The organism is Bradyrhizobium sp. UFLA05-89 (assembly GCF_059803475.1).
Genome location: NZ_JBANBA010000025.1, coordinates 45,341 through 67,345 on the forward strand (window position 1 = coordinate 45,341; position 22,005 = coordinate 67,345).

The 22,005-nt window shown below is 63.8% G+C and carries 18 protein-coding genes; 8 read left to right on the forward strand and 10 right to left on the reverse strand.

Features of this window, described 5'->3' with window-relative positions:
• Positions 1-430: 430 nt before the first annotated feature.
• From SO139_RS15710 to SO139_RS15720, 3 genes are all read left to right on the forward strand, one after another.
• Positions 431-1,408 carry a helix-turn-helix domain-containing protein gene (locus SO139_RS15710; protein ID WP_474799896.1) on the forward strand — a complete coding sequence of 326 codons (978 nt, stop codon included), beginning with the start codon at positions 431-433 and terminating at the stop codon, positions 1,406-1,408.
• Between the two features lie 178 nt (positions 1,409-1,586).
• The gene (locus SO139_RS15715; protein WP_498540206.1) at positions 1,587-2,252 is read left to right on the forward strand and encodes a hypothetical protein; all 666 of its coding nucleotides are present in this window, start codon (positions 1,587-1,589) and stop codon (positions 2,250-2,252) included.
• 18 nt (positions 2,253-2,270) lie between these two features.
• Positions 2,271-4,415 (forward strand): adenylate/guanylate cyclase domain-containing protein, encoded by a 2,145-nt coding sequence (locus SO139_RS15720; RefSeq protein ID WP_474799894.1) that lies wholly within the window; start codon positions 2,271-2,273, stop codon positions 4,413-4,415.
• Positions 4,416-4,475: 60 nt separating this feature from the next.
• Here the strand turns inward: SO139_RS15720 and pobA are convergent, their stop codons facing one another.
• Positions 4,476-5,648, reverse strand: a complete 1,173-nt coding sequence (pobA, locus tag SO139_RS15725; protein ID WP_449380063.1) for a 4-hydroxybenzoate 3-monooxygenase — start codon at positions 5,646-5,648, stop codon at positions 4,476-4,478.
• A 51-nt stretch (positions 5,649-5,699) separates the two neighbouring features.
• On the opposite strand from pobA, the gene SO139_RS15730 reads away from it, so the two are divergent.
• Positions 5,700-6,602, forward strand: a complete 903-nt coding sequence (locus SO139_RS15730) for a helix-turn-helix domain-containing protein (RefSeq protein WP_474802322.1) — start codon at positions 5,700-5,702, stop codon at positions 6,600-6,602.
• Between the two features lie 38 nt (positions 6,603-6,640).
• Here SO139_RS15730 and SO139_RS15735 read toward each other — a convergent pair whose 3' ends face one another.
• From SO139_RS15735 to pcaH, 4 genes are all read right to left on the reverse strand, one after another.
• Positions 6,641-7,180: a hypothetical protein gene (locus tag SO139_RS15735; RefSeq protein WP_449380061.1), complete on the reverse strand. Its 540-nt coding sequence runs from the start codon at positions 7,178-7,180 to the stop codon at positions 6,641-6,643.
• Positions 7,181-7,440: 260 nt separating this feature from the next.
• The gene (locus SO139_RS15740) at positions 7,441-8,925 is read right to left on the reverse strand and encodes an ATP-binding protein (protein WP_449380060.1); all 1,485 of its coding nucleotides are present in this window, start codon (positions 8,923-8,925) and stop codon (positions 7,441-7,443) included.
• 137 nt (positions 8,926-9,062) lie between these two features.
• Positions 9,063-9,689: a protocatechuate 3,4-dioxygenase subunit alpha gene (pcaG, locus tag SO139_RS15745; protein WP_449380059.1), complete on the reverse strand. Its 627-nt coding sequence runs from the start codon at positions 9,687-9,689 to the stop codon at positions 9,063-9,065.
• Positions 9,690-9,693: 4 nt separating this feature from the next.
• Complete coding sequence (gene pcaH, locus SO139_RS15750; RefSeq protein WP_474802318.1) at positions 9,694-10,494, reverse strand: protocatechuate 3,4-dioxygenase subunit beta; 801 nt, start codon at positions 10,492-10,494, stop codon at positions 9,694-9,696.
• A 91-nt stretch (positions 10,495-10,585) separates the two neighbouring features.
• Between pcaH and SO139_RS15755 the strand changes: the two genes are divergently transcribed.
• Positions 10,586-11,515, forward strand: a complete 930-nt coding sequence (locus tag SO139_RS15755; RefSeq protein WP_449380057.1) for a LysR family transcriptional regulator — start codon at positions 10,586-10,588, stop codon at positions 11,513-11,515.
• A gap of 68 nt (positions 11,516-11,583) precedes the next feature.
• A complete protein-coding gene (gene pncB, locus SO139_RS15760) occupies positions 11,584-12,888 on the forward strand; it encodes a nicotinate phosphoribosyltransferase (RefSeq protein WP_449380056.1) in 1,305 nt (434 codons plus the stop codon).
• A gap of 92 nt (positions 12,889-12,980) precedes the next feature.
• Here the strand turns inward: pncB and tcuB are convergent, their stop codons facing one another.
• The gene (gene tcuB / locus SO139_RS15765) at positions 12,981-14,081 is read right to left on the reverse strand and encodes a tricarballylate utilization 4Fe-4S protein TcuB (protein ID WP_474802314.1); all 1,101 of its coding nucleotides are present in this window, start codon (positions 14,079-14,081) and stop codon (positions 12,981-12,983) included.
• Positions 14,068-15,459 (reverse strand): FAD-dependent tricarballylate dehydrogenase TcuA, encoded by a 1,392-nt coding sequence (tcuA, locus tag SO139_RS15770; RefSeq protein ID WP_449380054.1) that lies wholly within the window; start codon positions 15,457-15,459, stop codon positions 14,068-14,070. Before tcuA ends, tcuB begins: the two co-directional genes overlap by 14 nt.
• A 143-nt stretch (positions 15,460-15,602) precedes the next feature.
• On the opposite strand from tcuA, the gene SO139_RS15775 reads away from it, so the two are divergent.
• Together SO139_RS15775 and SO139_RS15780 are read left to right on the forward strand one after the other, a co-directional pair.
• Complete coding sequence (locus SO139_RS15775) at positions 15,603-16,283, forward strand: GntR family transcriptional regulator (protein WP_449380053.1); 681 nt, start codon at positions 15,603-15,605, stop codon at positions 16,281-16,283.
• 120 nt (positions 16,284-16,403) lie between these two features.
• Positions 16,404-16,640, forward strand: a complete 237-nt coding sequence (locus tag SO139_RS15780; RefSeq protein WP_449380052.1) for a hypothetical protein — start codon at positions 16,404-16,406, stop codon at positions 16,638-16,640.
• A gap of 30 nt (positions 16,641-16,670) precedes the next feature.
• Here SO139_RS15780 and ybaK read toward each other — a convergent pair whose 3' ends face one another.
• The 3 genes from ybaK to SO139_RS15795 form a co-directional block, all read right to left on the reverse strand.
• On the reverse strand, positions 16,671-17,144 hold the full coding sequence (ybaK, locus tag SO139_RS15785; RefSeq protein WP_449380051.1) for a Cys-tRNA(Pro) deacylase: 474 nt from the start codon (positions 17,142-17,144) through the stop codon (positions 16,671-16,673).
• Between the two features lie 285 nt (positions 17,145-17,429).
• A complete protein-coding gene (fdhF, locus tag SO139_RS15790) occupies positions 17,430-20,195 on the reverse strand; it encodes a formate dehydrogenase subunit alpha (protein ID WP_474802309.1) in 2,766 nt (921 codons plus the stop codon).
• Positions 20,192-21,895 carry an NADH-ubiquinone oxidoreductase-F iron-sulfur binding region domain-containing protein gene (locus SO139_RS15795; protein ID WP_498540207.1) on the reverse strand — a complete coding sequence of 568 codons (1,704 nt, stop codon included), beginning with the start codon at positions 21,893-21,895 and terminating at the stop codon, positions 20,192-20,194. The genes fdhF and SO139_RS15795 overlap by 4 nt, the downstream gene beginning before the upstream one ends.
• Positions 21,896-22,005 lie beyond the last annotated feature (110 nt).

Here is a 22,005-nt window from a genome sequence, read left to right on the forward strand (position 1 = left end):
TCGACGGCTGCGGCTTGCGCGTCTCAGACGGCACATTGGTCGGGTTCCCATATCTGCCGGAGGTTTGAAAAAGCCAATGGCCCCCTCTCCTCCTTTTCTCTGCGTGCGCGTCACTGCGCACGCAGCCGGCCTTGCGGCGCGTGATCCGCCTTCAGCGGATGATCGCGACGAATATCGTTGAGGTTGCAAAAGCTAACTCAAGTTTCGCGCGCTGTGATGTGCAGATCGTGCCAGGGCAGCTTGCGAGCACGGCCCAGGCATTGGAGCGCGATCAAGGTATCCCCCATCGTCCCAGCGCAGCCGGGAAATCCCTCCTATGAAATTCGAGGATCATTTTCCTCAACTGCGGAACAGAGCCCATCGCGCCGCTGTGATGACCCGGGCTGCAACTTGCCGCAGAATCAACACGCTTGGGCATCACGCTGATCAAATGGGGACGCATCTACTGGTTGATTCGCGAAAGCTCGACGGCTTCGAAGGGCTGCATCAGGCTGTCCACGGGACGCATGTCGACGTGATGCAGCTCGGGCGCGGCAGGCTCCGCGGCACGTTGTCTCATGTCGGCATCGGCGACTTTTCGCTCAGCATCGGCTCCTTCAACGTCGGCATGCGGACGCAGCGGATTTCCAGCGACGACAAGCTTATCGTCGGCATGCTGCTGACGGCGGAAGACAGGGTCAACCATTGGTCGTTCGACATGCGGCCGACCGATGTGCTGGTGATGCCCCCGCTGGTCGAGCATGACGGCATCTTCCATGGCGCCTCCGCCTATGCGGCGATGCGGTTCGACCTCGATGAGGTCGCCTCGATCTTCGGTGGTGAGCCGCGGCTTGCTGATCCCGAAAGCTGGCGCCACAAGAACCACTTTCGCGCCGATCTTGACGTCGGCCACGTCGCCGCATCCCGGCTGAGCCGGATCGTGCTCCAGCTCGGCACGCATGACGGCGCCCTGTCCGAGTCATCCGCCGAGTTCTGGAAGCGATCGATCGCCGAGTGCATGGGAATGACCGTCCTGTCCGCATTGCCGCCGGGCGGAAGTGCGCGCTTGCCGTCGGCCCGACGGATCATCCGCAAGGTCGAGGACTATCTGGAAGAGGCTGGGACCCGTCCGGTCCATATCTCGGAGATTTGCGCCGCGCTCGGCGTGCCACGTCGCTCGCTGCACCGCGCCTTCAACGAAGTGTTCGGCGTGGGACCGGTGACCTTCCTCCGCCACAAGCGCCTGTGCGCCATCCACTCGATCCTTCGCGATAGCGTTCCCGGCACGACGACCGTGGCCACCGTCGCAATGCAGCAGGGCTTCTACGAGCTCGGACGGTTCTCGCATTACTACCGCGCGATGTTCGGCGAATATCCGTCTCAGACGCTGGGCGGGCCGGTCGGCGAACTCGCCGATCGGCAACTTTGACGGCGGCCTCCAAAACGGCTTCCCAGCCGATCGGGCGGCATCACGCCCTGCGTGCTTCGCATTGAACCTATCCCGAATAAAGTGCACCAATAACAAGAGTGATTCTGGTCACATTTCCTGCGGCCGCCCCCTGCTGCGCAGGGACGCCAGGGACCTTTCGAATTGGATGGGAAAGCTCATGAGACGCCTGATCGGTGCCATGGCCGGTGTGTTTTGCCTTGCGCCCGCATGGGCCGAAACTCCGGCCGCGATCGTCGAGGACGTACAGGGCAAGGTCGACGGCGTCGAGTTCATGGACTACGTGGCGCCCGGCAAGGTCGTCAAGCTCGGCCCAAAGGGCACCCTGGTACTCGGCTATCTCAAATCGTGCTGGCGCGAGACCATCACCGGCGGCGTCGTCCTCGTCGGCGCCGAGCAGAGCTCGGTGCAGCTCGGTGACGTCCAGCGCATCAAGGTGCCCTGCGACGCCAACGCCGCGCAGCTCACCGAGCGCGAGGCCAACCAGAGCGCGGCAACGACCTTCCGCACCGTGCGCTCGGACACGAAAGACGCGCCGGCAAAACTGCCCACAATCTACGGCGTCTCGCCGCTGGTCCAGGCCAAGAGCGGCGGCACGCTGGTCATCGAGCGCACAGACGGCAAGGAGCCGACGATCACCGTACCGCTGAAGAGCGATAGTCTGGTTGCCGGCAAGTTCTACGATTTCGCAAAGGCCGGCAAGACGCTGACGCCCGGCGGCACCTATCTCGCGACCCTCGGCGCGCGGCACTACACCTTTCAGATCGATGCTCACGCGACTTCGTCTGCAACACCGATCGTCGGTCGGCTGCTGCGGCTCGAATAGGCGGCGTGCGACGGGGCGATGCGAGGGATCGGCAGGCGGGACATCGTTGCGGCGATCGTGATCGCGCTGCTCGCAGGCACCGTCTTCACCTCGCCGCCTCTCAATACGCTGCAAGGGCTTTCGCTTGACATCTTGACGGCCCTGAGCGCGAGGCTTTTCAGCGATCGTCGCGATGCCGCCGCCTCACCCGTCGTCGTCATCGCGATCGACGACGAAACCTATGACACGCCCCCGTTCAAGGGGTCGCCGACGCTGACCTGGACGCGTGAGATCGGACGGGTGATCGGTGCCGTAGTCGATGGCGGGGCCAAGGTGGTCGGCTTCGACGTGATCTTTCCGAGCTCGATCGAGCAGTCGGAGATACCCTTTGGCGATGCGCCGCTCGGCGACCGCATGAAGGGCTTTGACCGAGACTACCTGATCGCCCTGCGCAAGTCGTCCGATGCCGGGAAGCTCGTGCTCGGCGCGATCGTGAGCAACGAGCATCCGGACTTTCCCTACCGCGCGCAGCAATTGGCAGTGAAGGGCAATATCCGCGCGCTCAACGTCAACACCGACCCCGACGACATCATCCGGCGAATGCCGCTGAGCTTTTCGATCGATGGCAAGGAAGTTCCCGCGATGGCGGTCGAGCTGGCCTCGCGCGCGCTCGGCGCAAAGCCCGAGCTTGCGCCGGACGGCAGCACGGTGCTCGCCGGTTACGCCATCCCGAGTGCCGTGCCGAACACGCTGACGCTCAATTTCCGTGGCGTCGGCCGCGACGTTCCGAAGTTTTCCTTCGCGGATCTGCGCGCCTGCGTCGAGAAAGGCAACGGCGAGTTCTTCCACCGCGCCTTTGACGGCAAGGTCGTCATTCTCGGCAGCGTGCTCAATGTCTACGACCGCAAGCTCACGTCGCTGCATCTCGCGGGCGGATATGACGGCACGTCGGCACCGCGATGCGCCCTGCCCGCCCCCTCACGGAAGGCACCGGCAGCACGCAGCGACATAGCCGGCGTCTTTATCCACGCGACCGTCGTGCGCAATCTGATGGAGCGCGATGCGGTGAGCGAGCTCGGCTTCCCCATGCGAACCGTTCTCACGATCGTCATTGCGGGGATCATCGCATTCGCTTCCTGCCTGCTTGCGCCGGGCCGCGCGGCGCTCGCCTATCTTGCACTCATGGCCGTCTACACCGCTTGCGCGGTGAGCCTGTTCGTTCGCGCCCACACCCTGCCTTTGACCGAGCCGGCGCTCGCAGGGCTTGCCTCTAGCGCCATGATGATCGGCTACCGTTTCATCATCGCCGACCGGGGTGAACGCTTCCTGCGCAGGAGTTTTGCGCTCTACCTTGCCCCGCAGGTGATCGAGAGCATGGTGACTTCCGGTAAGATGCCCGCGCTCGGCGGCGAGATGCGCAACGTCACCGTGTTCTTCTCGGACCTCGCCGGTTTCTCCTCGATCGCCGAAAAGATGGCACCTAGCGAGCTGGTCGCGCTTATGAACGCGTATCTCTCTGCCATGACTGACGTCATCGAAAGCCATGGCGGCTACGTCGACAAATATATCGGCGATTCCATCGTGGCTGTGTTCGGCGCCCCGGTCGCCGATCCCGATCACGCCTGCAATGCCGTGCGCGCGGCGCTTGCCTGCAACGCGCGGCTCGACGAGCTCAACCGCAACCACACCGCCTTCGAAAGCCTTGCGCACCGCATCGGCCTCAACACCGGTGAGGCCGTGGTCGGCAATATCGGCTCGCACCGGCGCTTCAACTATACCGTCATGAGCGATACTGTGAACGTCGCCTCACGCCTCGAAGGCGCCAACAAATACTTTGCGACCTCGATCATGGCCTCCGAAATGACGGTCGCGCAAACCGCCGACAAATTTGTCTGGCGCGAGCTCGACGCCGTCCGTGTCAAAGGCCGCGACGAGGCTATCAGGGTCTATGAGCCGCTGGCCGCGCGAGGCGTGGAGACGGCAGAGCAAGCGAAGACGGCGATGGGCTATGCCGGGGGGCTTGCCCACTGGCGGGCGCGCGAATTCGCGAAGGCAGCAGCTTGCTTCGACAACGTCGCTGCAACAGACGCACCATCAGCGCTCTTTGCAATGCGCGCCAAGGAATTCATCACCAATCCGCCAGCCGCGGATTGGACGCCGGTGAATACGCTGGAAGGCAAGTAGCGCCAAGCGCGCCGCTGCACCCTCTCCCCTTGCGGGAGAAGGGAAGGCAGCATGCTCGTCTCAGAACGGCAATCCGACGTAATTCTCCGCGAGCAGGCGCTGCGCCGTCTCGGACGAGAACAAATATTCCAGTTCGGTCTGCTGCAGCCTGTCCTCGTAGTCGATCCGGTCGGGAAAACGATGCAGCATCATCGTCATCCACCAGGAGAAGCGCTGCGCCTTCCAGATTCGCGCCAGCGCCTTGGCTGAATAGCTCTCAAGGCCGGAATCATCGCCCTTCTGATAGTGCGCGAGCATCGCGTGATAGAGATAATAGATATCGGAAGCTGCGCTGTTGAGCCCGCGCGCGCCGGTCGGCGGCACGATGTGGGCGGCATCGCCCGCGAGGAACAGACGGCCATAGCTCATCGGCTCGGCCACGAAGCTGCGCAGCGGCGCGATGCTTTTCTCGATCGACGGACCGGTGATCAGGCGGCTGGCGACCTCGTCCGGCAAACGGCGCTTCAGCTCGGCCCAGAACGCCTCGTCGGGCCAGTCCTCCACCTTGTCGGTCAGCGGCACCTGGATGTAGTAGCGGCTGAGCACCTGCGAGCGCAGCGAGCAGAGCGCAAAGCCGCGCTCGTGCTTCACATAGATGAGCTCCGGCGAGACCGGTTTTGTGCGCGACAGGACGCCGAGCCAGCCGAACGGATAGACCTTCTCGAATTCGCGCAATACGTCCTTCGGAATCGACTTGCGGCTGATACCGTGGAAGCCGTCGGCGCCAACGACGTAGTCGCAGTCGACGCGGATTGTCTCCCCGTTCGCGCGATAGGTCACGAACGGCTTGTCCGACTTGAGATCGTGCGGCGTGACGTCCTCGGCATTGTGCACGACCTTGCCGCCGAGACGGTCGCGCGCCTCGTAGAGATCGCGCGTCAGCTCGGTCTGGCCGTAGACCAGCACCGAATTGCCACCGGAATGTTTGTGAAGGTCGATATGCGAGAGCACGCCGTCATGGGCGATCTCGAAGCCCTTGTGTATCTCGCCTTCACGGTCCATCCGCTCGCCGCACTGCGCCTCGCGCATCAGCTCGGCAAAGCCATGCTCCAGCACGCCGGCGCGGATGCGGCCGAGCACATGGTCGCGGCTGTATTTCTCCAACACGACCGTGTCGATGCCCTTGAGGTGCAGGAGCTGGGACAACAGCAGCCCCGACGGGCCGCCGCCGATGATACAGACCTGAACTTTCATTTTCCCGTCCTCCCGTTTGCGGGTTTTTCGCAGATTTCGTGCGGTAAACCGATGGAGGGATCGGCCTTTGTCTTGTACAATTCGAACATGCCCCGTGCTCCCTCGACAACGGCCATCAAGGTCTACAATTTGTTCGGCGAATCCGGCGATCTGCCCGACGTCGTGCATTGCGAGACCATCGCCTCCCGCTCGGTGCTGCATGATTGGACGCTGGCCGTGCACCGCCACGCGCGGCTGCACCAGGTGCTGCTGATCGAACGCGGCGGGGGCGAGGCAACGCTCGACGGGCGTGTGGTGCCGTTGAAACCGATGCAGATCGTCAACGTACCGGTCGGCCACGTACACGGTTTCCGCTTCGTGCCTGATACCCAGGGCTGGGTGCTGACGATCGCGGCCGAAATTCTCGACGAGGCGCTGCTCGCCTCGGAAGGCCTGCGCGGCACGCTGTCGCAATCGGCCGTGGTGCGCGGCACGCCGCAGATCCGCACTACCATGAAGCAGATCTTTGCCGAGCACGCGGGCCGCAACTTCGGCCGCGCGCATGTGTTGCGCGCGTTGTCGGCGGCGGTGATTGGTCTCGTGGCCCGCGAGCTCACCGGCAGGAGTGGCGGCGGCGGCTCAGCGGACTCCGACCTGTTCCGCCGCTTCGAGGCGCTGCTCGAAGCGCACCATCTCGGACGCTGGAGCGTTGCCGACTATGCCAGGGCGCTGTCGGTGACGCCGACCCATCTCAACCGGATCACGCGCACCGCGACCGGAGACACTGCTTCGCATCTGATCCTCAACCGCCTGATACGCGAGGCGCGGCGCAACCTCGTCTACACGAACCTGCCGGTCTCGACGATCGCCTACGCACTCGGCTTCGACGACCCGGCCTATTTCAGCCGGGTCTACGCCGCCGCGACTGGGCTTTCGCCGCGCGCCTTTCGCGCGCAGCTACATGGCGGGGAATGATCTCTGCGCAGGGGAGCGACCTGACGACCTAATTGTCGTCACGTCGCGTGCGGGTTGACGACGGTATAGCCTCGCAGCGACCGCGCGTGAATTCGCGTTGAGCGATTGCCTGAGTTGGCATCGTACGCCATCCACATGTCGCCTTGGAGGTGTTGCTCCAAGACGAAGACGTGTCCGCGCCGTGCCGCAACCATGCCCGGTGCCGGCGCTGTCCGTGGGAAGCGCAGCCAATTGGCCGCAAGATTCAATTCCGGGACGATCCGGCCGAAGACATGCAAGGCCGCGCCGCAGCCGCAGAAGCTTCGAGGGCACCCGGACGGGCGACCGCCGACGATCTGGGTGCCGGAAACATTCACCTGTGTCACGGCGGCTTGAGCGTCAGCGACCGCTCCTCGCGTCACGAGGTGCGTTCGTCTCGCGTCCGGCAAAACTCTCTCGCGACGAACTTGAGACAATGAGAAGTCGCACGGCATCGTCACATTACATTCCAGTGCCGTGCTGGTGCGAAAAGGACGTGCTTCCGAAGCGATCGAACTGGTCACGACAAAGAGAGACGCAATAAGAATAGGTCTGAACATACAGGACTCCTACACAACAGTCCTGCCCCGTAACTAGGAATAAATACCATTTTGGCGAAATTAGAGCAGGATGAAATCAGGTTCGGTTGGCCGTTCGGAGATTCGACCTCTCCCTACGATGTGCTCTGCGTTCTGGGCGCCGCGATTCAACCAAAACCCATCCCGCTTCAGGCCTAAAGAACGGCCGACCGTCATCTTCGGAGCGTTCGAAGACGTTGCTCAGCGCGACGGAAGGGGAGCTCGGCTCAACCGTCCGCCGTTCACTTCGCGACGAATTCCGGCGGTGCTTCGCGCGGCACGATGATGCGGAATGTCGTTCCGGCACCGGGCTCCGTCTCCAGCTTGATCCGGCCGCCCAGACGGCTCGTGACGATGTTGTGGACGATGTGCAGTCCGAGACCGGTGCTGCCCTGGTCGCGTCTTGTTGTGAAGAACGGATCGAACGCCTGGCGCCTGACTTCGGCGGTCATGCCACAGCCGTCGTCCGAAAACAGCACTTCGACCTTGTCCTTGCCGTGCGCCTGCGCCGCGATATGAACCGATCCTCGCACGCCGTCCGGAAAGGCGTGCACCGCGGAGTTGATCACGAGATTGGTGAGCACCTGGCCGTAAGGCCCGGCGTAGCTGTTCATCGCGAGATTGGGTTCGCATTCGACCCTGACTAAAAGATTTTCGCTGCGTAGCCCGGAGCGTAGTCCCTTGACGACCTGCTCGGTGACCTCGCCGAGATCGAAGCGCCTGCGATCCGACACGTTGCGATCGGCCGCGACCTGTTTGAACGACTGGATCAGATCGACTGCGTGATTGAGGTTGATGATGATCTGCGATGCCGCCTCGCGGCCGGCTGCGATGAATTCGTTGAGGGTCGAACGACGTAGATCGCCGCGCGCGACGTCGGCTTCGAAACGATTGGCCTTGTTGGCGAAGGCGGAGGCGACCGTCAGACTGGTGCCGACGGGCGTATTGATCTCGTGCGCGACTCCCGCCACGAGCCGTCCCAAAGCGGCGAGTTTTTCCGTTTGCAGGAGACCGTCCTGGGCGGCGCGCAGTTCGTCCAGCGATTGCGACAACTGCCGTGTGCGCTCCTGCACCTCGGTGAAGAGCCGCGCGTTCTCGATTGCGATGACCGCTTGTCCCGCGAACGTCTTCAACAGCTCGACCTGCGCCTTGGGGAATAGTTGCGGCACGAGCCGCATGACGGCGATGGCGCCAATTGCGACCTCGTCGCGAAGCATCGGCACCACGAGGATGCTGCGATAGCTCGACGTCCGCTGCAATTCACTGTATCCGCCGGAGACGAGCACGTCCGGCTCGTGCACGACGCGCCGCTCGCGAACGGCAACCGAGATGAGGTTTTCGCTCGCGATCGGCGCCGGATAGGCTTTCTGCACCGCCGCGATCGATTCCGGCGAGAACTGGTCATAGGCGACAAGATGAACGCGTTCCCCGTCGCTGCGATAGACGGCGCTGAGAACGCTCTGGCAGAGCCGCGCCGCATTCCTGACGATCCGGTCGAACACGCGCGGAAGATCAGTCGGCGCATCCGAGATGAGTCTGAGGACCTCGGCCGTCGCGGCCTGCCGCTTTCTCGCTTCCTGGAGTTCGAGAGCAAGCTGCGCTGCTCCAGGTTTTGCCCGCGCGGAAACGGAAGCGCGCGATGCCTTCGGCACGCTGCGTCGCTTTTTCGTCTTCGCCGTGTTGCTACCCGATCTGCTCGGCCCGCCTGCCCTAGAGCGCTTTCCCATGGCCCTCCTCCGGCCCCAGAATAAGCCATCGTATCGGCTCGGGCGGATAACGGGAATGGGTGATCAGCCGCGGGTCCTCAGCAAAAGGCCGGCCTCACCGTTCAATGAGGCCGGCCTTGCGTAGCCATCGACGGCTTTTAGACGTCGAAGAACACAGTCTCCTCGGGTCCCTGTAGATTGATCGTGAAGGAGTACACCACCTTGCCGGCGCGCTCGCTGCGCTCAGCGATCAGGGTAGACCGTCGCACCGGCTGCTCGATCAAATTGAGCACGGGATCGGCAGCGTTCGCGGCCTCTTCATCCGAAAAATAGAGCCGCGTGTTCAACCCGATATTGATGCCGCGGGCGACGATCCAGACGTTGACGTGCGGGGCACATTTGCGCCCGGCCTTGTCCGTGATCGCGCCCGGCTTGATCGTCTCGAAGGTGATCAGCCCGCTGTCGAAATCCGAACCCGCGCGACCCCAGCCACGAAAGTCCTCCTCCAGCGCGCCGGCCGAGCGGTCAGCCGGATGGTTGTAGCGGCCGGCCGCATTGGCCTGCCAGATCTCCAGGAGCACGTCGCGCAGCGGCGTACCGGTGCCGTCGAGCACGCGGCCCTCCAGCGTAATGCGCTCGCCCTTGGTGTTCGGTGTAACGAGCACGTTGGAGAAGTTCTTCTCAAAGATGTCGAAGCCGGCCATGCCCGGGATCAATCCGATATGAACGTAGGGCCCGGCGGTCTGGGAAGCAGTTTCCTTGAGGTAGTTGAGCGGCTGCGCCATGACTTTAGTTTCCTTCCGGGCGATTTTCGAAATAGGTGGAGCGCGCCCCGCGCAGCACGATGTCGAAGCGGTAGGTAAGCGAGTCGAACGGGATAGAGGCGTTGAGATCAAGCGGCGCGACGAGACGGTCGAGCGCGTCCTTGTCCGGGATCGTCGTGAGGATTGGGCAGACCGGGATCAGGGGATCGCCCTCGAAATACATTTGGGTGATCAGCCGCTGCGCGAAGCCCGAGCCGAACACCGAAAAATGGATATGCGCCGGGCGCCAGCTGTTGACGTAGTTGCGCCAGGGATAGGGGCCGGGCTTGATGGTGCGGAAGTAGTAGTAACCGCTGTCGTCGCTGAGCGCGCGGCCGCAGCCGCCAAAATTCGGGTCGACCGGCGCCAGATAGGTGTCCTTCTTGTGCCGATAGCGGCCGCCAGCATTGGCTTGCCAGAACTCCACCAGCGTATTGGGCACGCCGCGGCCGATCTCGTCCATCACCCGGCCGTGCACGATGATGCGCTCGCCAATGGGATCGCCGTCCTTGGCGTAGTTGCGGATCAGGTCGTTGTCGAGCGGCCCGAGGTCGTTGTGACCGAACACCGGGCCGGTGATCTCCGAGATCGAGCTCTCCAGCGAAAGCAGCGACTGGCGCGGCGAGCGCAGCACCGAGGATTTGTAGCCGAGCGCATGCGCCGGCGGGTGGATGGAACGGTCACGCTGGAAGAAGCCGCCATCGCCAAGAGGCGGAGTGAACGGTTCGGGGCGGTTGAGGCGGGCGGCGTCCTGCGCGGCTGCGATACGAGCGGCCTGGGCGGTCATCTGGCGTTGTCTCCCTTTGGCGCGGCTGGGCGCGCGGCTTATGACAACGAGGATGCGCCGACCTATTCTCAAGATAAATAGATGAATTATAATGTATCTCATGAAAGAAATCGATCATTTGGCCCTCGACGGCCATTCGCTGTCGCTGTTTCTCGCCGTGCTTGAAGAGGGTTCGGTGACGGCGGCCGCGACCCGACTCGGCCTCACCCAATCCGCCGTCAGCCACGGGCTGAAGAAGCTGCGGCGCATCGCCGGCGATCCCCTGTTTGCCAAATCCGGCCGCGGCATCGTCGCAACCGCGCATGCCCAGGCGCTCGCCGCCAAGGCGCGCGCACTGATCGACGAGATGCGGAGCTTTGCCGGCGGCGTCACCTTCGAACCGAAAGCAGCGCACCTGTCGCTGACGATCGCCGCCAACGATTTCCAGCGCGACCTATTGCTGCCGCGCTTCTTCCGCCATGTCGCAGCCCAGGTGAAGAGCCTGAATCTGCGCGTGATCCCCTCGCAATCACCCTCGCCTGCCATGCTGCGCGAGAACCGTTGCGACCTCCTGATCAGCCCGCTGCCGCCATCTGGCATCGACATCGTGCAGAAGCGCCTGCTCAGGGATCACTACGTCTGCTACTATGACCGAACAGCGCGTTCGGCGCCGCCGACGCGCCATGCCTATCTCGCTGCGCGCCACGTCACCGTAGTTTATACCGACAACGAGCGGCTCGACTTCGACCGTAGGCTTGCGGCAAACGGCTTCCACCGCGATATCGCGATATCGGTGCCGAGCTTCTCCGGCGTGCCGTCTTTCCTGCGCGGCTCCGACATGCTGGCGAGCATGCCCAGCCTGCTTGCGGACGGTCTGATGCGCGACTTCGCGCATGTGCACATTCCGCTCGCCCCGCGCGCAAGGACGCTCGCCGAATTGCCGATGTTCATGGTCTGGCACCAGCGCTACCAGAAGGACCCGGCCCATCGGTGGATCCGCAGCCAGCTCGAGGCGGTCGCTGCGACCGCCTCGGGGGCATGAACAGGGCCGCCCTGCCCCCCCCGCCAAACCCACTGGTTGCGCCGCATCGGCCACGCTAGAATTCGGCCATGACCGTGACCGATATTGCGAGCCGAACCTATAACCACAGCTGGCGGCTGGACCCGATCGTCCGCAGCCTGCTCGACACCGATTTCTACAAGCTGTTGATGTTACAGATGATTCGGGAATTCTACCCGGATCAGAGGGTGACATTTTCGGTCATCAACCGCTCGCGCCATGTGCGCCTTGCCGAGATCATCGACGAGGGCGAGCTGCGCGCCCAGCTCGACCATGCCCGCACCATCCGCTTCACCAAGAAAGAGCTGATCTGGCTTGCCGGTAACACCTTCTACGGCAAGACCCACATGTTCTCGGCCGATTTCATCCGCTGGCTCGCCGAATTCCGCTTGCCCGAATACGAGCTGCGCAAGGTCGAGGGCCAGTACGAATTGCACTTTCACGGGCCCTGGACCCACACCACGATGTGGGAAATTCCGGCGCTCGCGATTCTCAACGAGTTGCGCTCGCGCGCGGCGATCAAGGGCCGTGGCCGCTTCGAGCTCGACGTGCTCTATGCCCGCGCCAAGGCCAAGCTGTGGACCAAGGTCGAGCGGCTCCGCCAGCTCGAGAATCTGCGCCTGTCAGACTTCGGCACGCGCCGTCGCCACGGCTTCCTCTGGCAGCGCTGGTGCGTAGAGGCGGTGAAGGAAGGGCTCGGGCAATCCTTCATCGGCACCTCCAACGTCCTGCTCGCCATGGACAATGATCTCGAGGCGATCGGCACCAATGCGCACGAGTTGCCGATGGTGGCGGCCGCTCTCGCCAAGGACGACGAGGAGTTGCGCTTCGCGCCCTATCGCATTCTCGACCAGTGGCGCCAGACCTATGGAGGCAACCTCCTGATCGCGCTGCCCGACGCCTTCGGCACCAAGGCCTTCCTGCGTGATGCGCCGGAATGGGTCGCCGATTGGACCGGCTTCCGCCCCGACAGCGCGCCACCGATCCAGGCCGGCGAAGAGATCATCAAATGGTGGGAGAAGAAGGGCCGCAATCCCAGGGACAAGCTGCTTGTCTTTTCCGACGCGATGGATGTCGGCTCGATCGAGGAGACCTATCATCACTTCTCTGGCCGGGTGCGCCTCTCCTTCGGCTGGGGCACCAACCTCACCAATGATTTCGTCGGCTGCCCGCCCGACGGCTCCGTCAATCTCGATCCGATCTCGCTCGTCTGCAAGGTGACGTCGGTCGACGGACGTCCCGCCGTCAAACTGTCCGACAATCCGGAGAAGGCGACCGGCATGCCGTCCGAGATCGAACGGTATTTACGTGTGTTCGGCGATGCTGGCCGCGTGCGCCAGGCCGTGCTGGTCTGACGCCTCGCGGAACTCCGAGAGCCGTTCGATGCGGCGTTCTCCGAGATTGCATCCGGCGAACGGCGACGACGCGAGATGGCGTAGTCGGCAGGCTAGCCGGCTTGCCGCCGCTCCTGCGCGTAGCGCACCAGGGCCGTGAAGCGGTAGATGCCATGCACGAACTTGCCATAGGGCATGGAGATGAACAGCGCGAACACTGCGCCGAGATGCAGCGCGAGCAGCGGGCCCATCGCGGCGGTCTCGCGCAAGGCGAGCAGCGCGAGGCCCGTGATGCCGGTCAAGCACAGCATGGCGATGAAGCCGACATCCATGCCGTAGCGGCCTTCATCGAGCAACGCGGAATCGCGCTGCATCCTGGCGATGAACAAACCGATCGGCCCGACGACGAGGCCGATGCCGCCAAGCGTGCCGAGCACGACCGGTAAATCCCACCACGGATAAGGCGCCTCGCGTCCCAGCAGATAATGATAGAGCGTGCCGACGCATGTCGCAGCGAAGCACAAGAGAAAGCCGTAGAAGGTAAGGTGATGGTAGAGCTTGCGCCGGTCGGTCGGCCGATCGTCCTCATTGTAGCAGCCGACGCCGCCGCCATGGAGATAGCGGAGCTCGCCGGCATCGCGGATCGCCTGGAAGATCGAGCCGCCATCCGCGCGGCCGCCGATCGGCGCGCCGATGTCGCGCCAGAACGCGCGAACGCTCATCACCAGCGCCAGGATCGCGTAAAGGAACGCGGCACCGAATAGTGCCGCCATCGCGTTGTGCGGCATCAGCTTGTAGAAGGCGCCGGGACCGCTATGGACTCCGAACAGCACATCACGGTCGTGCGCGGCGGCAAAGCCGAGGATGAACGCGGCCATGCTGAGCGCAGCCATGACGCTGATGACGAGACCGTTGCGTGCGAACACGCCAGACAGCGCCCGTGGCCAGGCATAGGCCGCATAGGACTCCGCGCGTGCTATCGCCAGCGTCTGCGGGACGTTGACGTTGAACTCGTGCGGCGGCGAAAACTGGCAATCCACGTAACAGGCGCCGCAGGCATGACAGAGATTGGCGAGATAATTGAGGTCGCCATCGGAAAACGCGCGGCGCATCTCCATCGCGGGAAATACCGCGCACAGGCCTTCGCAGTAGCGGCACGAATTGCAGACCGTCATCAGACGGTCGGCTTCGTCAAGAATCCTAGTTCCGTGCATGTTTCGCCGCTTCCCGTCCTGCGATCCGCCCGAACACGCTGCCGATCGTCATGCCCATACCGGCGGCATAGCCCTTGCCCAGCACATTGCCGGCCATGATTTCACCGGCCGCGAACATGTTGGCCGATGGCTTGCCGTCGTTCATCAGCATACGCGCCTCCTTGGTGACGCGGATGCCGAGATAGGTGAAGGTGATGCCGGGACGCACCGGATAGGCGAGATAGGGCGGCGTCTCGATTCGCCGCGCCCAATGCGTCTTCGGCGGCGTGACACCCTCGGTGCGACAGTCGTCGAGGATGGTGTGGTCGAAAGTGCCTGATAGCACCGCAGCGTTGAAATCGGCGACGGTCTTTTCCAGTGCGAGCGGATCGAGATCGAGCTTGCCGGCGAGCTCGGCAACGCTCGCGCCCGCAATCGGCGGAAACAGCGTCGGCATGAAGCTCGTGACGACAGTCGAGTCGAAGATGATGTAGGCGATTTGGTCCGGCTGCGCTGCGACCAGACGCCCCCAGATCGCGTAGCGCTTCGGCCAGATGTCCTCCCCCTCATCATAGAAGCGCTGCGCGTGCTTGTTGACGACGATGCCGAACACGACGGAGTCGTGCCGTGTGATGATGCCACCGTCGAATTTCGGCGCCCGCGCATCGATCGCGACGGCGTGGCACTGGGTGGGATCGCCGACCTCCTGGACACCCTTGGCAAGCAGCATCTTCAGGATGGAGCCGCGATTATAGGGCGTGCCGCGGATCAGGAAATTGTCGGCGGCCTCGCCCCAATATTCCTTCAGCCATTCGATGTTGGCCTCGAAGCCTCCGGCGGCGGCGACCAGCGAGGTCGCGCGTATCTCGTTTGCGCCATCGATCGGCCGCTTGAGACGCGCGGCCAGGAACATGCCGTCCTCGATCACGAGATCGGTGACCTCGGCATCATAATGGATCTCGACGCCGAGCCGTTCGGCGGTCAGATACAGCGCATTGAGCATCGCCCGGCCGCCGCCGAGGAAGAAGGAGTTGGTGCGCCCGAGGCTGAGCGTGCCGCCGAGCGAGGGCTGCCAGCGCACGCCCTGCTCCACGATCCAGTTCAGGATATCCTTCGACTCCCGGATCATGTGGCGCGCCAGCTCCTCGTCCGTCTGTCCACCGGTCACCAGCAGCAGGTCCTTCCAGAACTCCTCCTCGGTGTACGGGCCTGTCAGGATCTCGGTCGCGGCGTCATGCGCGCAGCGCATGTTGCGGGTGTGGCGGGTGTTGCCGCCGCGATAGAATTTAGGCGCGCCTTCCAGCACGACGACCGAGGCACCGCCGCGTCGCGCGGCAATTGCCGCGCAGAGCGCGGCATTACCACCACCGATCACCAGCACGTCGTATTTTCTGCTCATGCCGCCTGCCAGGACCCCAGAGCTGGAGCCATTCCATGGTTGTCCGACGGTACCGCCATTGCGCACGTTTGTATACAAAGATATACAAGCGTCGCGCAACGCTCCGCTTTGCATGGGAACGATGCGCCGGGATCGGAGAGAGCATGGCCAGGCGCCAGGCAAAGACAAGCGGATCGATCGATCGCGGTTCCGGCGTCGCATTGGGCGAAGCCGTGTTCCGCTCGCTGTGCGAGGCGCTCCAGGCCGGCAGCTACCGCGCCGGCGACCGCTTGCGGGAGGAGGAGGTCGCGCAGCGGCTCAACGTCAGCCGCACGCCGGTGCGCGAAGCGCTGGGGCGGCTCGCCGCGCGCGGCTTCGTGCAGCCGGCCGCGGGCCGTGGGCTGATCGTCCGCAATCTCGACGTTTCCGAGGTGCTCGAGCTCTACGCCATGCGCGAGATCCTGGAGGGCGCCGCCGCCCGGCTCGCCGCCGAGCACGCCTCGCGCCCCGAGATCGACGCGATGACCGATATCGAGCAGGCTTTTACCGAACATTCCGGCGACGCCGCCGAGATGGCGAGACTCAACCGCACTTTCCACGAGGCGGTGTGCCGCGCCGCGCGCAACCGCTATCTCGACAACGCATCGAAGGAGCTCCAGGACTGGATCGCGCTGCTCGGCCCGACCACGTTTTCCGTCGCCGGCCGCCCCTCCACGAGCCACAGGGAGCATCAGGCCATCATCAATGCCATTGCCGCCCGCGACGGCGACAAGGCCGAAGAACTGGCGCGCGCGCATATTCGCGAAGCGCTGCGGTGCCGACTGAAGCTCTTGCAGAAACAATAGCGAAACATCCGCGAGCGATCGATCACGAAACCTTGTGGGAATGAGATCGCGGCCATCGCGATCTCAGGGATGAACGGCAGGCTATCGGAGCCTGCTGGAACGCCTGCAAGGAGAATTCCCATGACTGCCCGCAAGACGCACGCCGCTGGCCTGGTACTGACAGCGCTCGTGGTCAGCACCGTTGCATTTGCCGCTCCCGGTGCGGCAACGGCCCGTCCGATCGATGGCGCGCGCGTTGCGCCGACGCGGCCAGCCGTACATGCCTATCGGACCCGCGAGACGCCTGCGCCGTACATTCGGGCGCCGCGACCTTCCGACCCATCGGATGGGACATTCCCGTTCGTATGGCTCGGATGATCGGCAGCTTCCAATTTGGTCTCGCGCTGATCAGGCGAGCACATCCGCAGCCATGGCCTTCAAGACATCGCGCACATCGCGCGGGCTGAGCCGCACCTGCAAGCCGCGCTGGCCGCCATTGACGTAGACGAGGTCGTGCCCGAGCGCGCCCTCGTCGATGATGGTCGTCACCGCGCGCCGTTGCCCGAATGGGCTGATGCCGCCGACCTTGAAGCCGGTGACGCGCTCGGCCTCGAGCGGCTTCATCATCTGAGCCGACTTGCCGCCCGCAGCCGCCGCGAGCTTCTTCATCGAGACTTCCCGGTCGGAAGGAACGACGACGCAAACCGGCTTGCCGTCGACAATCGCCATCAGCGTCTTCAGCACCCGCGCAGGATCTTCACCAAGCGCGGCAGCAGCCTGAAGCCCGATGCTCTCGGCGTCCGGATCGTAGTCATAGGCGTGCACGGTGAAGGATACGGAGGCGGCAGTAAGCGCGCGTGTGGCAGGGGTGGCTTTGGACATGCACTATCATCTACCACCGTGATTGCGAGGAGCGAAGCGACGAAGCAATCCAGACTGCCACTGCCGGGTTGATTTCTGGATTGCTTCGCTGCGCTCGCAATGACGCGATTGTGTTATGCGCAGACCACATCCTCGACGTCATCGCCCGCGAGGGCGGGCGATCCAGTATTCCAGAGACCGTGACGAGATACGGACAAGCCGCGGCGTACTGGATGCCCCGCTTCCGCGGGGCATGACAGCGGTTCATGTGGCGAGCGCTTGTCGCGGTGACGACGACGGGGCCACCTACTCCGCCGCGTCGCGCATCTCGACGCGTTCGGCACGCGCGGCGCAGAACTTGAACTCGGGGATCTTGCCGAAGGGATCGAGCGCCGGATTGGTGAGAAGGTTCGCCGCCGCTTCCGCGTAGCAGAACGGCATGAACACCATGTTCTCCGGCACGTCGCGGTCGGAGCGCACCTTGACCTCGACCGCGCCGCGACGGGTCTCCAGGCGAATGAAATCGCCGGGCGCGAGTTTCTTCTTGCGCATGTCCTTCGGCGACATGAAGGCCACCGCTTCCGGCTCGATCTGGTCGAGTACCTGAGCGCGACGCGTCATCGAGCCCGTGTGCCAGTGTTCGAGCACGCGGCCGGTCGACAGCACCATCGGATACTCGTCGTCCGGCAACTCGTCCGGCGGGATGACTTTGGCCGGCACGATCTTGCCGCGACCGCTTGCGGTCGGGAAGCCGGTGGTGAAGATGATCTCGTTGCCCGGTTTGTTCGGATCGTCGGCTGGATAAGTCACGGCGCCTTCGCGCACCAGCCGCTCCCAGCTGATGTTCTTCAGTGACGGCATCAGCTCCGCCATCTCGGTATAGACGTCGCCGGGGCCGGAGTAATTCCACGGCAAGCCCATCCGCTTGCCGATCTCCTGGATGATCCAGAGATCCTGCCGCGCATCGCCCGGCGGCTTGATCACCTGGCGCGCGAGCTGCACGCGGCGATCGGTGTTGGTGAAAGAGCCATCCTTCTCCGCAAACGCCGAAGCCGGCAAAATGACGTCGGCATGGAACGCGGTCTCGGTGACGAAGAGATCCTGCACCACGAGGTGGCCGAGCATGGCGAGCGCTTCGCGCGCATGCTGGAGATCGGGATCTGACATCGCGGGATTCTCGCCCTCGATATACATGCCCTTGATCTCGCCGGCGTGGATCGCGTTCATGATCTCGACCACGGTCAGACCGCGCACGGGATCGAGGTCTTGTCCCCACAGCTTCTCGAAATTGCCGCGCATGTCGTCGTGGCCAACCGGCTGATAGTCGGGCAGGAACATCGGGATCAAGCCGGCGTCGGAGGCACCCTGGACGTTGTTCTGGCCCCGCAGCGGATGCAGGCCCGTGCCGGGACGGCCGACCTGGCCGGTGATCAGCGCGAGCGCAATCAGGCAGCGCGCATTGTCGGTGCCGTGGACATGCTGGCTGATGCCCATGCCCCAGAAGATGATCGACGACTTTGCACGGGCATAGGTTCTGGCGACCTCGCGCAGCGTTTGCGCCGGGATGCCGCAGATCGGCGCCATCTTCTCCGGCGTGAATTCCTTGATCTTCTCCTTCAGGTCCTCAAAGCCCTCGGTGTAACCGGCAATGTACTGGTCGTCGGTCAGGCCCTCGGTGATGATCGTGTTGATCATCGCATTCAACATCGCAACGTCGGCACCCGGCTTGAACTGCAAATGCTTGGTGGCGTGACGCGACAACGACTGCCGACGCGGATCCATGACGAACAGCTTTGCGCCCTGCTTGGCCGCGTTCTTGATGTAGGTCGCCGCGACGGGGTGGTTCACGGTCGGATTGGCGCCGATCACCCAGATGACTTCCGCATCCATCGCGGCCGCGAAGGGCGCAGACACGGCGCCCGAGCTCAGGCCTTCGAACAGCGCCGCCACCGACGAGGCGTGGCACAACCGCGTGCAATGATCGACGTTGTTAGAGCCGAAGCCAGTGCGTACCAGCTTCTGGAACAGATAGGCCTCCTCGTTCGACCCCTTGGCCGAGCCGAAGCCTGCAAGCGCCTTCACACCCTTCTCGTCGCGGATTTTGACGAGGCCCTTGGCCGCGATGTCGAGCGCTTCCTCCCACGAGGCTTCGCGGAAATGAGTAAAGGGATTGGCGGGGTCAACCTGGTCGTTGGCGTCCTTTTTCGCGTTCGGCAGCCGCACCAGCGGCTTTGTCAGACGATGCGGATGATGGATGTAGTCGAAGCCGAAGCGGCCCTTGACGCAAAGGCGGTTGTGATTGGCGGGGCCGTCGCGACCCTCGGCGTAGATCACCTTCTCGTCCTTGACCTCGTAGGTCACCTGGCAGCCGACGCCGCAGAACGGGCAAAGCGAATCGACCTTCCTGTCGGCATATGTGACGCGGGTCTGGTTCTCGTCCAGCATCACGGCGGGCATCAGAGCGCCGGTCGGGCAGGCCTGCACGCATTCGCCGCAGGCCACACAGGTGGACTCGCCCATGGGATCGTCGAAGTCGAACACGATCTTGGCGCCTGCATTGCGGTAGGCCATGCCGATGACGTCGTTGACCTGCACCTCGCGGCAGGCGCGCACGCACAGGCCACACTGGATGCAGGCATCGAGATTGACGCGCATCGCCGGATGGCTGGCGTCGGTCTCCCAGCGCTCGGCGGCGGGGAAGCGGCTCTCGGTGACGCCGGTGGTCTCAGCCCAGTGCCAGAATTTGGAGTCGGGATCGTGCGAGGTCTCGCGCGCCGGCTGGTCGGCGACGAGCAGCTCCATCACCATCTTCTGCGCCGCGACCGCGCGGGCGCTCTCGGTCTTCACCTTCATGCCGACCGACGGCGTGCGCTTGCAGGACGCCGCAAGCACGCGCTCGCCTTCGATCTCGACCATGCAGGCGCGGCAATTGCCATCGGGCCGATAGTCTGGCGCCGGTGAATAGCAGAGATGCGGGATGTCGCGGCCCTGGCGTTTTGCGACTTGCCAGATGGTCTCGCCGGGTTTGGCTTCCACCTGCTTGCCATCGAGCTCGAACGTAATCTTCGTCATTCGGCCGCTTCCTTGAACTCGTCAGGGAAATATTTGATCACGGTTGTGAGCGGATTCGATGCCGCCTGTCCGAGCCCGCAAATCGAGGCATCGCGCATCGCTTGGCTCAATTCGTCCAGCAGCGCGCGGTTCCAGATCGGCCGCTGCATCAAGAGCGCCGCCTTCTGGGTTCCGACACGGCACGGCGTGCACTGGCCGCAACTCTCGTCCTCGAAGAATTTCATCAGGTTCAGCGCCGCGGACCTGACGCTGTCCTTCTGCGACAGGATCACGATCGCGGCAGAGCCTATGAAGCAGCCGTATTTTTCAAGCGTGCCGAAATCGAGCGGAATGTCATCCATCGATGCCGGCAGAATGCCACCGGACGCGCCGCCCGGAAGATAAGCATAGAAGGTGTGGCCGTCGGCCATGCCGCCGCAATGTTCGTCGATCAGCTCGCGCACGGTGATCCCAGCGGGCGCGAGCTTCATGCCGGGATTCTTGACGCGGCCCGAGACCGAGAAGCTGCGCAGGCCATGGCGCTCATGGCGGCCGTGGCTGTTCCACCAATCGGCACCCTTCTCGACGATGTCGCGCACCCACCACAACGTTTCGATGTTGTTGATCAGCGTGGGCAGGCCGAACAGACCGACCTGAAACGGATAAGGCGGCTTGTGCCGCGGCAGACCGCGCTTGCCCTCGATGCTTTCGAGCAGCGAGGATTCCTCGCCGCAGATATAGGCGCCGGCGCCACGCCGCATATGCAGCGTCGGGCCGCCCGCGGGGAGCTTTGCGATCTCGCGCTCGAGAATCTCGCGGCAGGCGGGATATTCGTCACGGAGATAGACGTAAACGTCGGACGCCTCGACCACGCGCGCACCGATCAGCATGCCCTCGATGAAGCGATGCGGGTCGGTCTCGAGATAATAGCGATCCTTGAACGTACCGGGCTCGCCCTCGTCGCCGTTGATCGCCATCAGCCGCGGACCCGGCTCCCCTAACACCGCGCGCCATTTGCGTCCCGTCGGAAAGCCCGCGCCGCCAAGGCCGCGCAGCGCGGCGTCGTCGAGCGCCTTCAGCAGATCTTCCTTCGGCAGCTCACCGGAGCGCAGGCGATTGAGCAGCCTGTAGCCGCCGGCGGCGACATAGGTGTCGTAGTCGATATATTTCGGCAGATGCGCATGTGTGTCGCCGGCCTTCGCTGCCGCCAGCACATTTCCGACCGTGGCGTTGTCGACGAAGTTGTGGCCGACCTCGGCCGCAGGCGCGGTGTCGCAGCGGCCGACACAGGGTGCGCGCACGACGCGGATGCCGGGACCGCTCGCGCTCTGGAGGTCTTCGAGCAGCTTTTCGCCGCCCATCATTGCGCAGGTCAGAGAATCGCAGACGCGGATGGTGAGCGGGGCAATGTCGGGCTCGCCCTCCTTCACGACGTCGAAATGTGCGTAGAAGGTCGCGGTCTCGAACACCTCGGCGAAGGCGAGTTTCATCTCGTCGGCAAGCGCTGCGAGATGCGCGGCCGAGATCTGGCGATACTTGTCCTGGACCAGATGGAGATATTCGATGAGCAGATCGCGCCGGCGCGACCTGTCGCCGAGCAATTGCTCGATCTCATGGGCGGCGATCGGGTCGACCTGCCGCCCCTTGGGCGTGGCCTTGGCTCGCTTCCGTCCCTCGCCCGGATGCTTGAACGAGCGGACCTGCTGCACGTCGTGGCTCATCGCTGCGTCTTGGTCCCTACTTTTAGAACGGCTCCAAACTAACCCATTGGCATACCAGATGCCAAGCAAATAGTTGATCCCGATTAGTCAGGTCCTACAAACATTTAAGG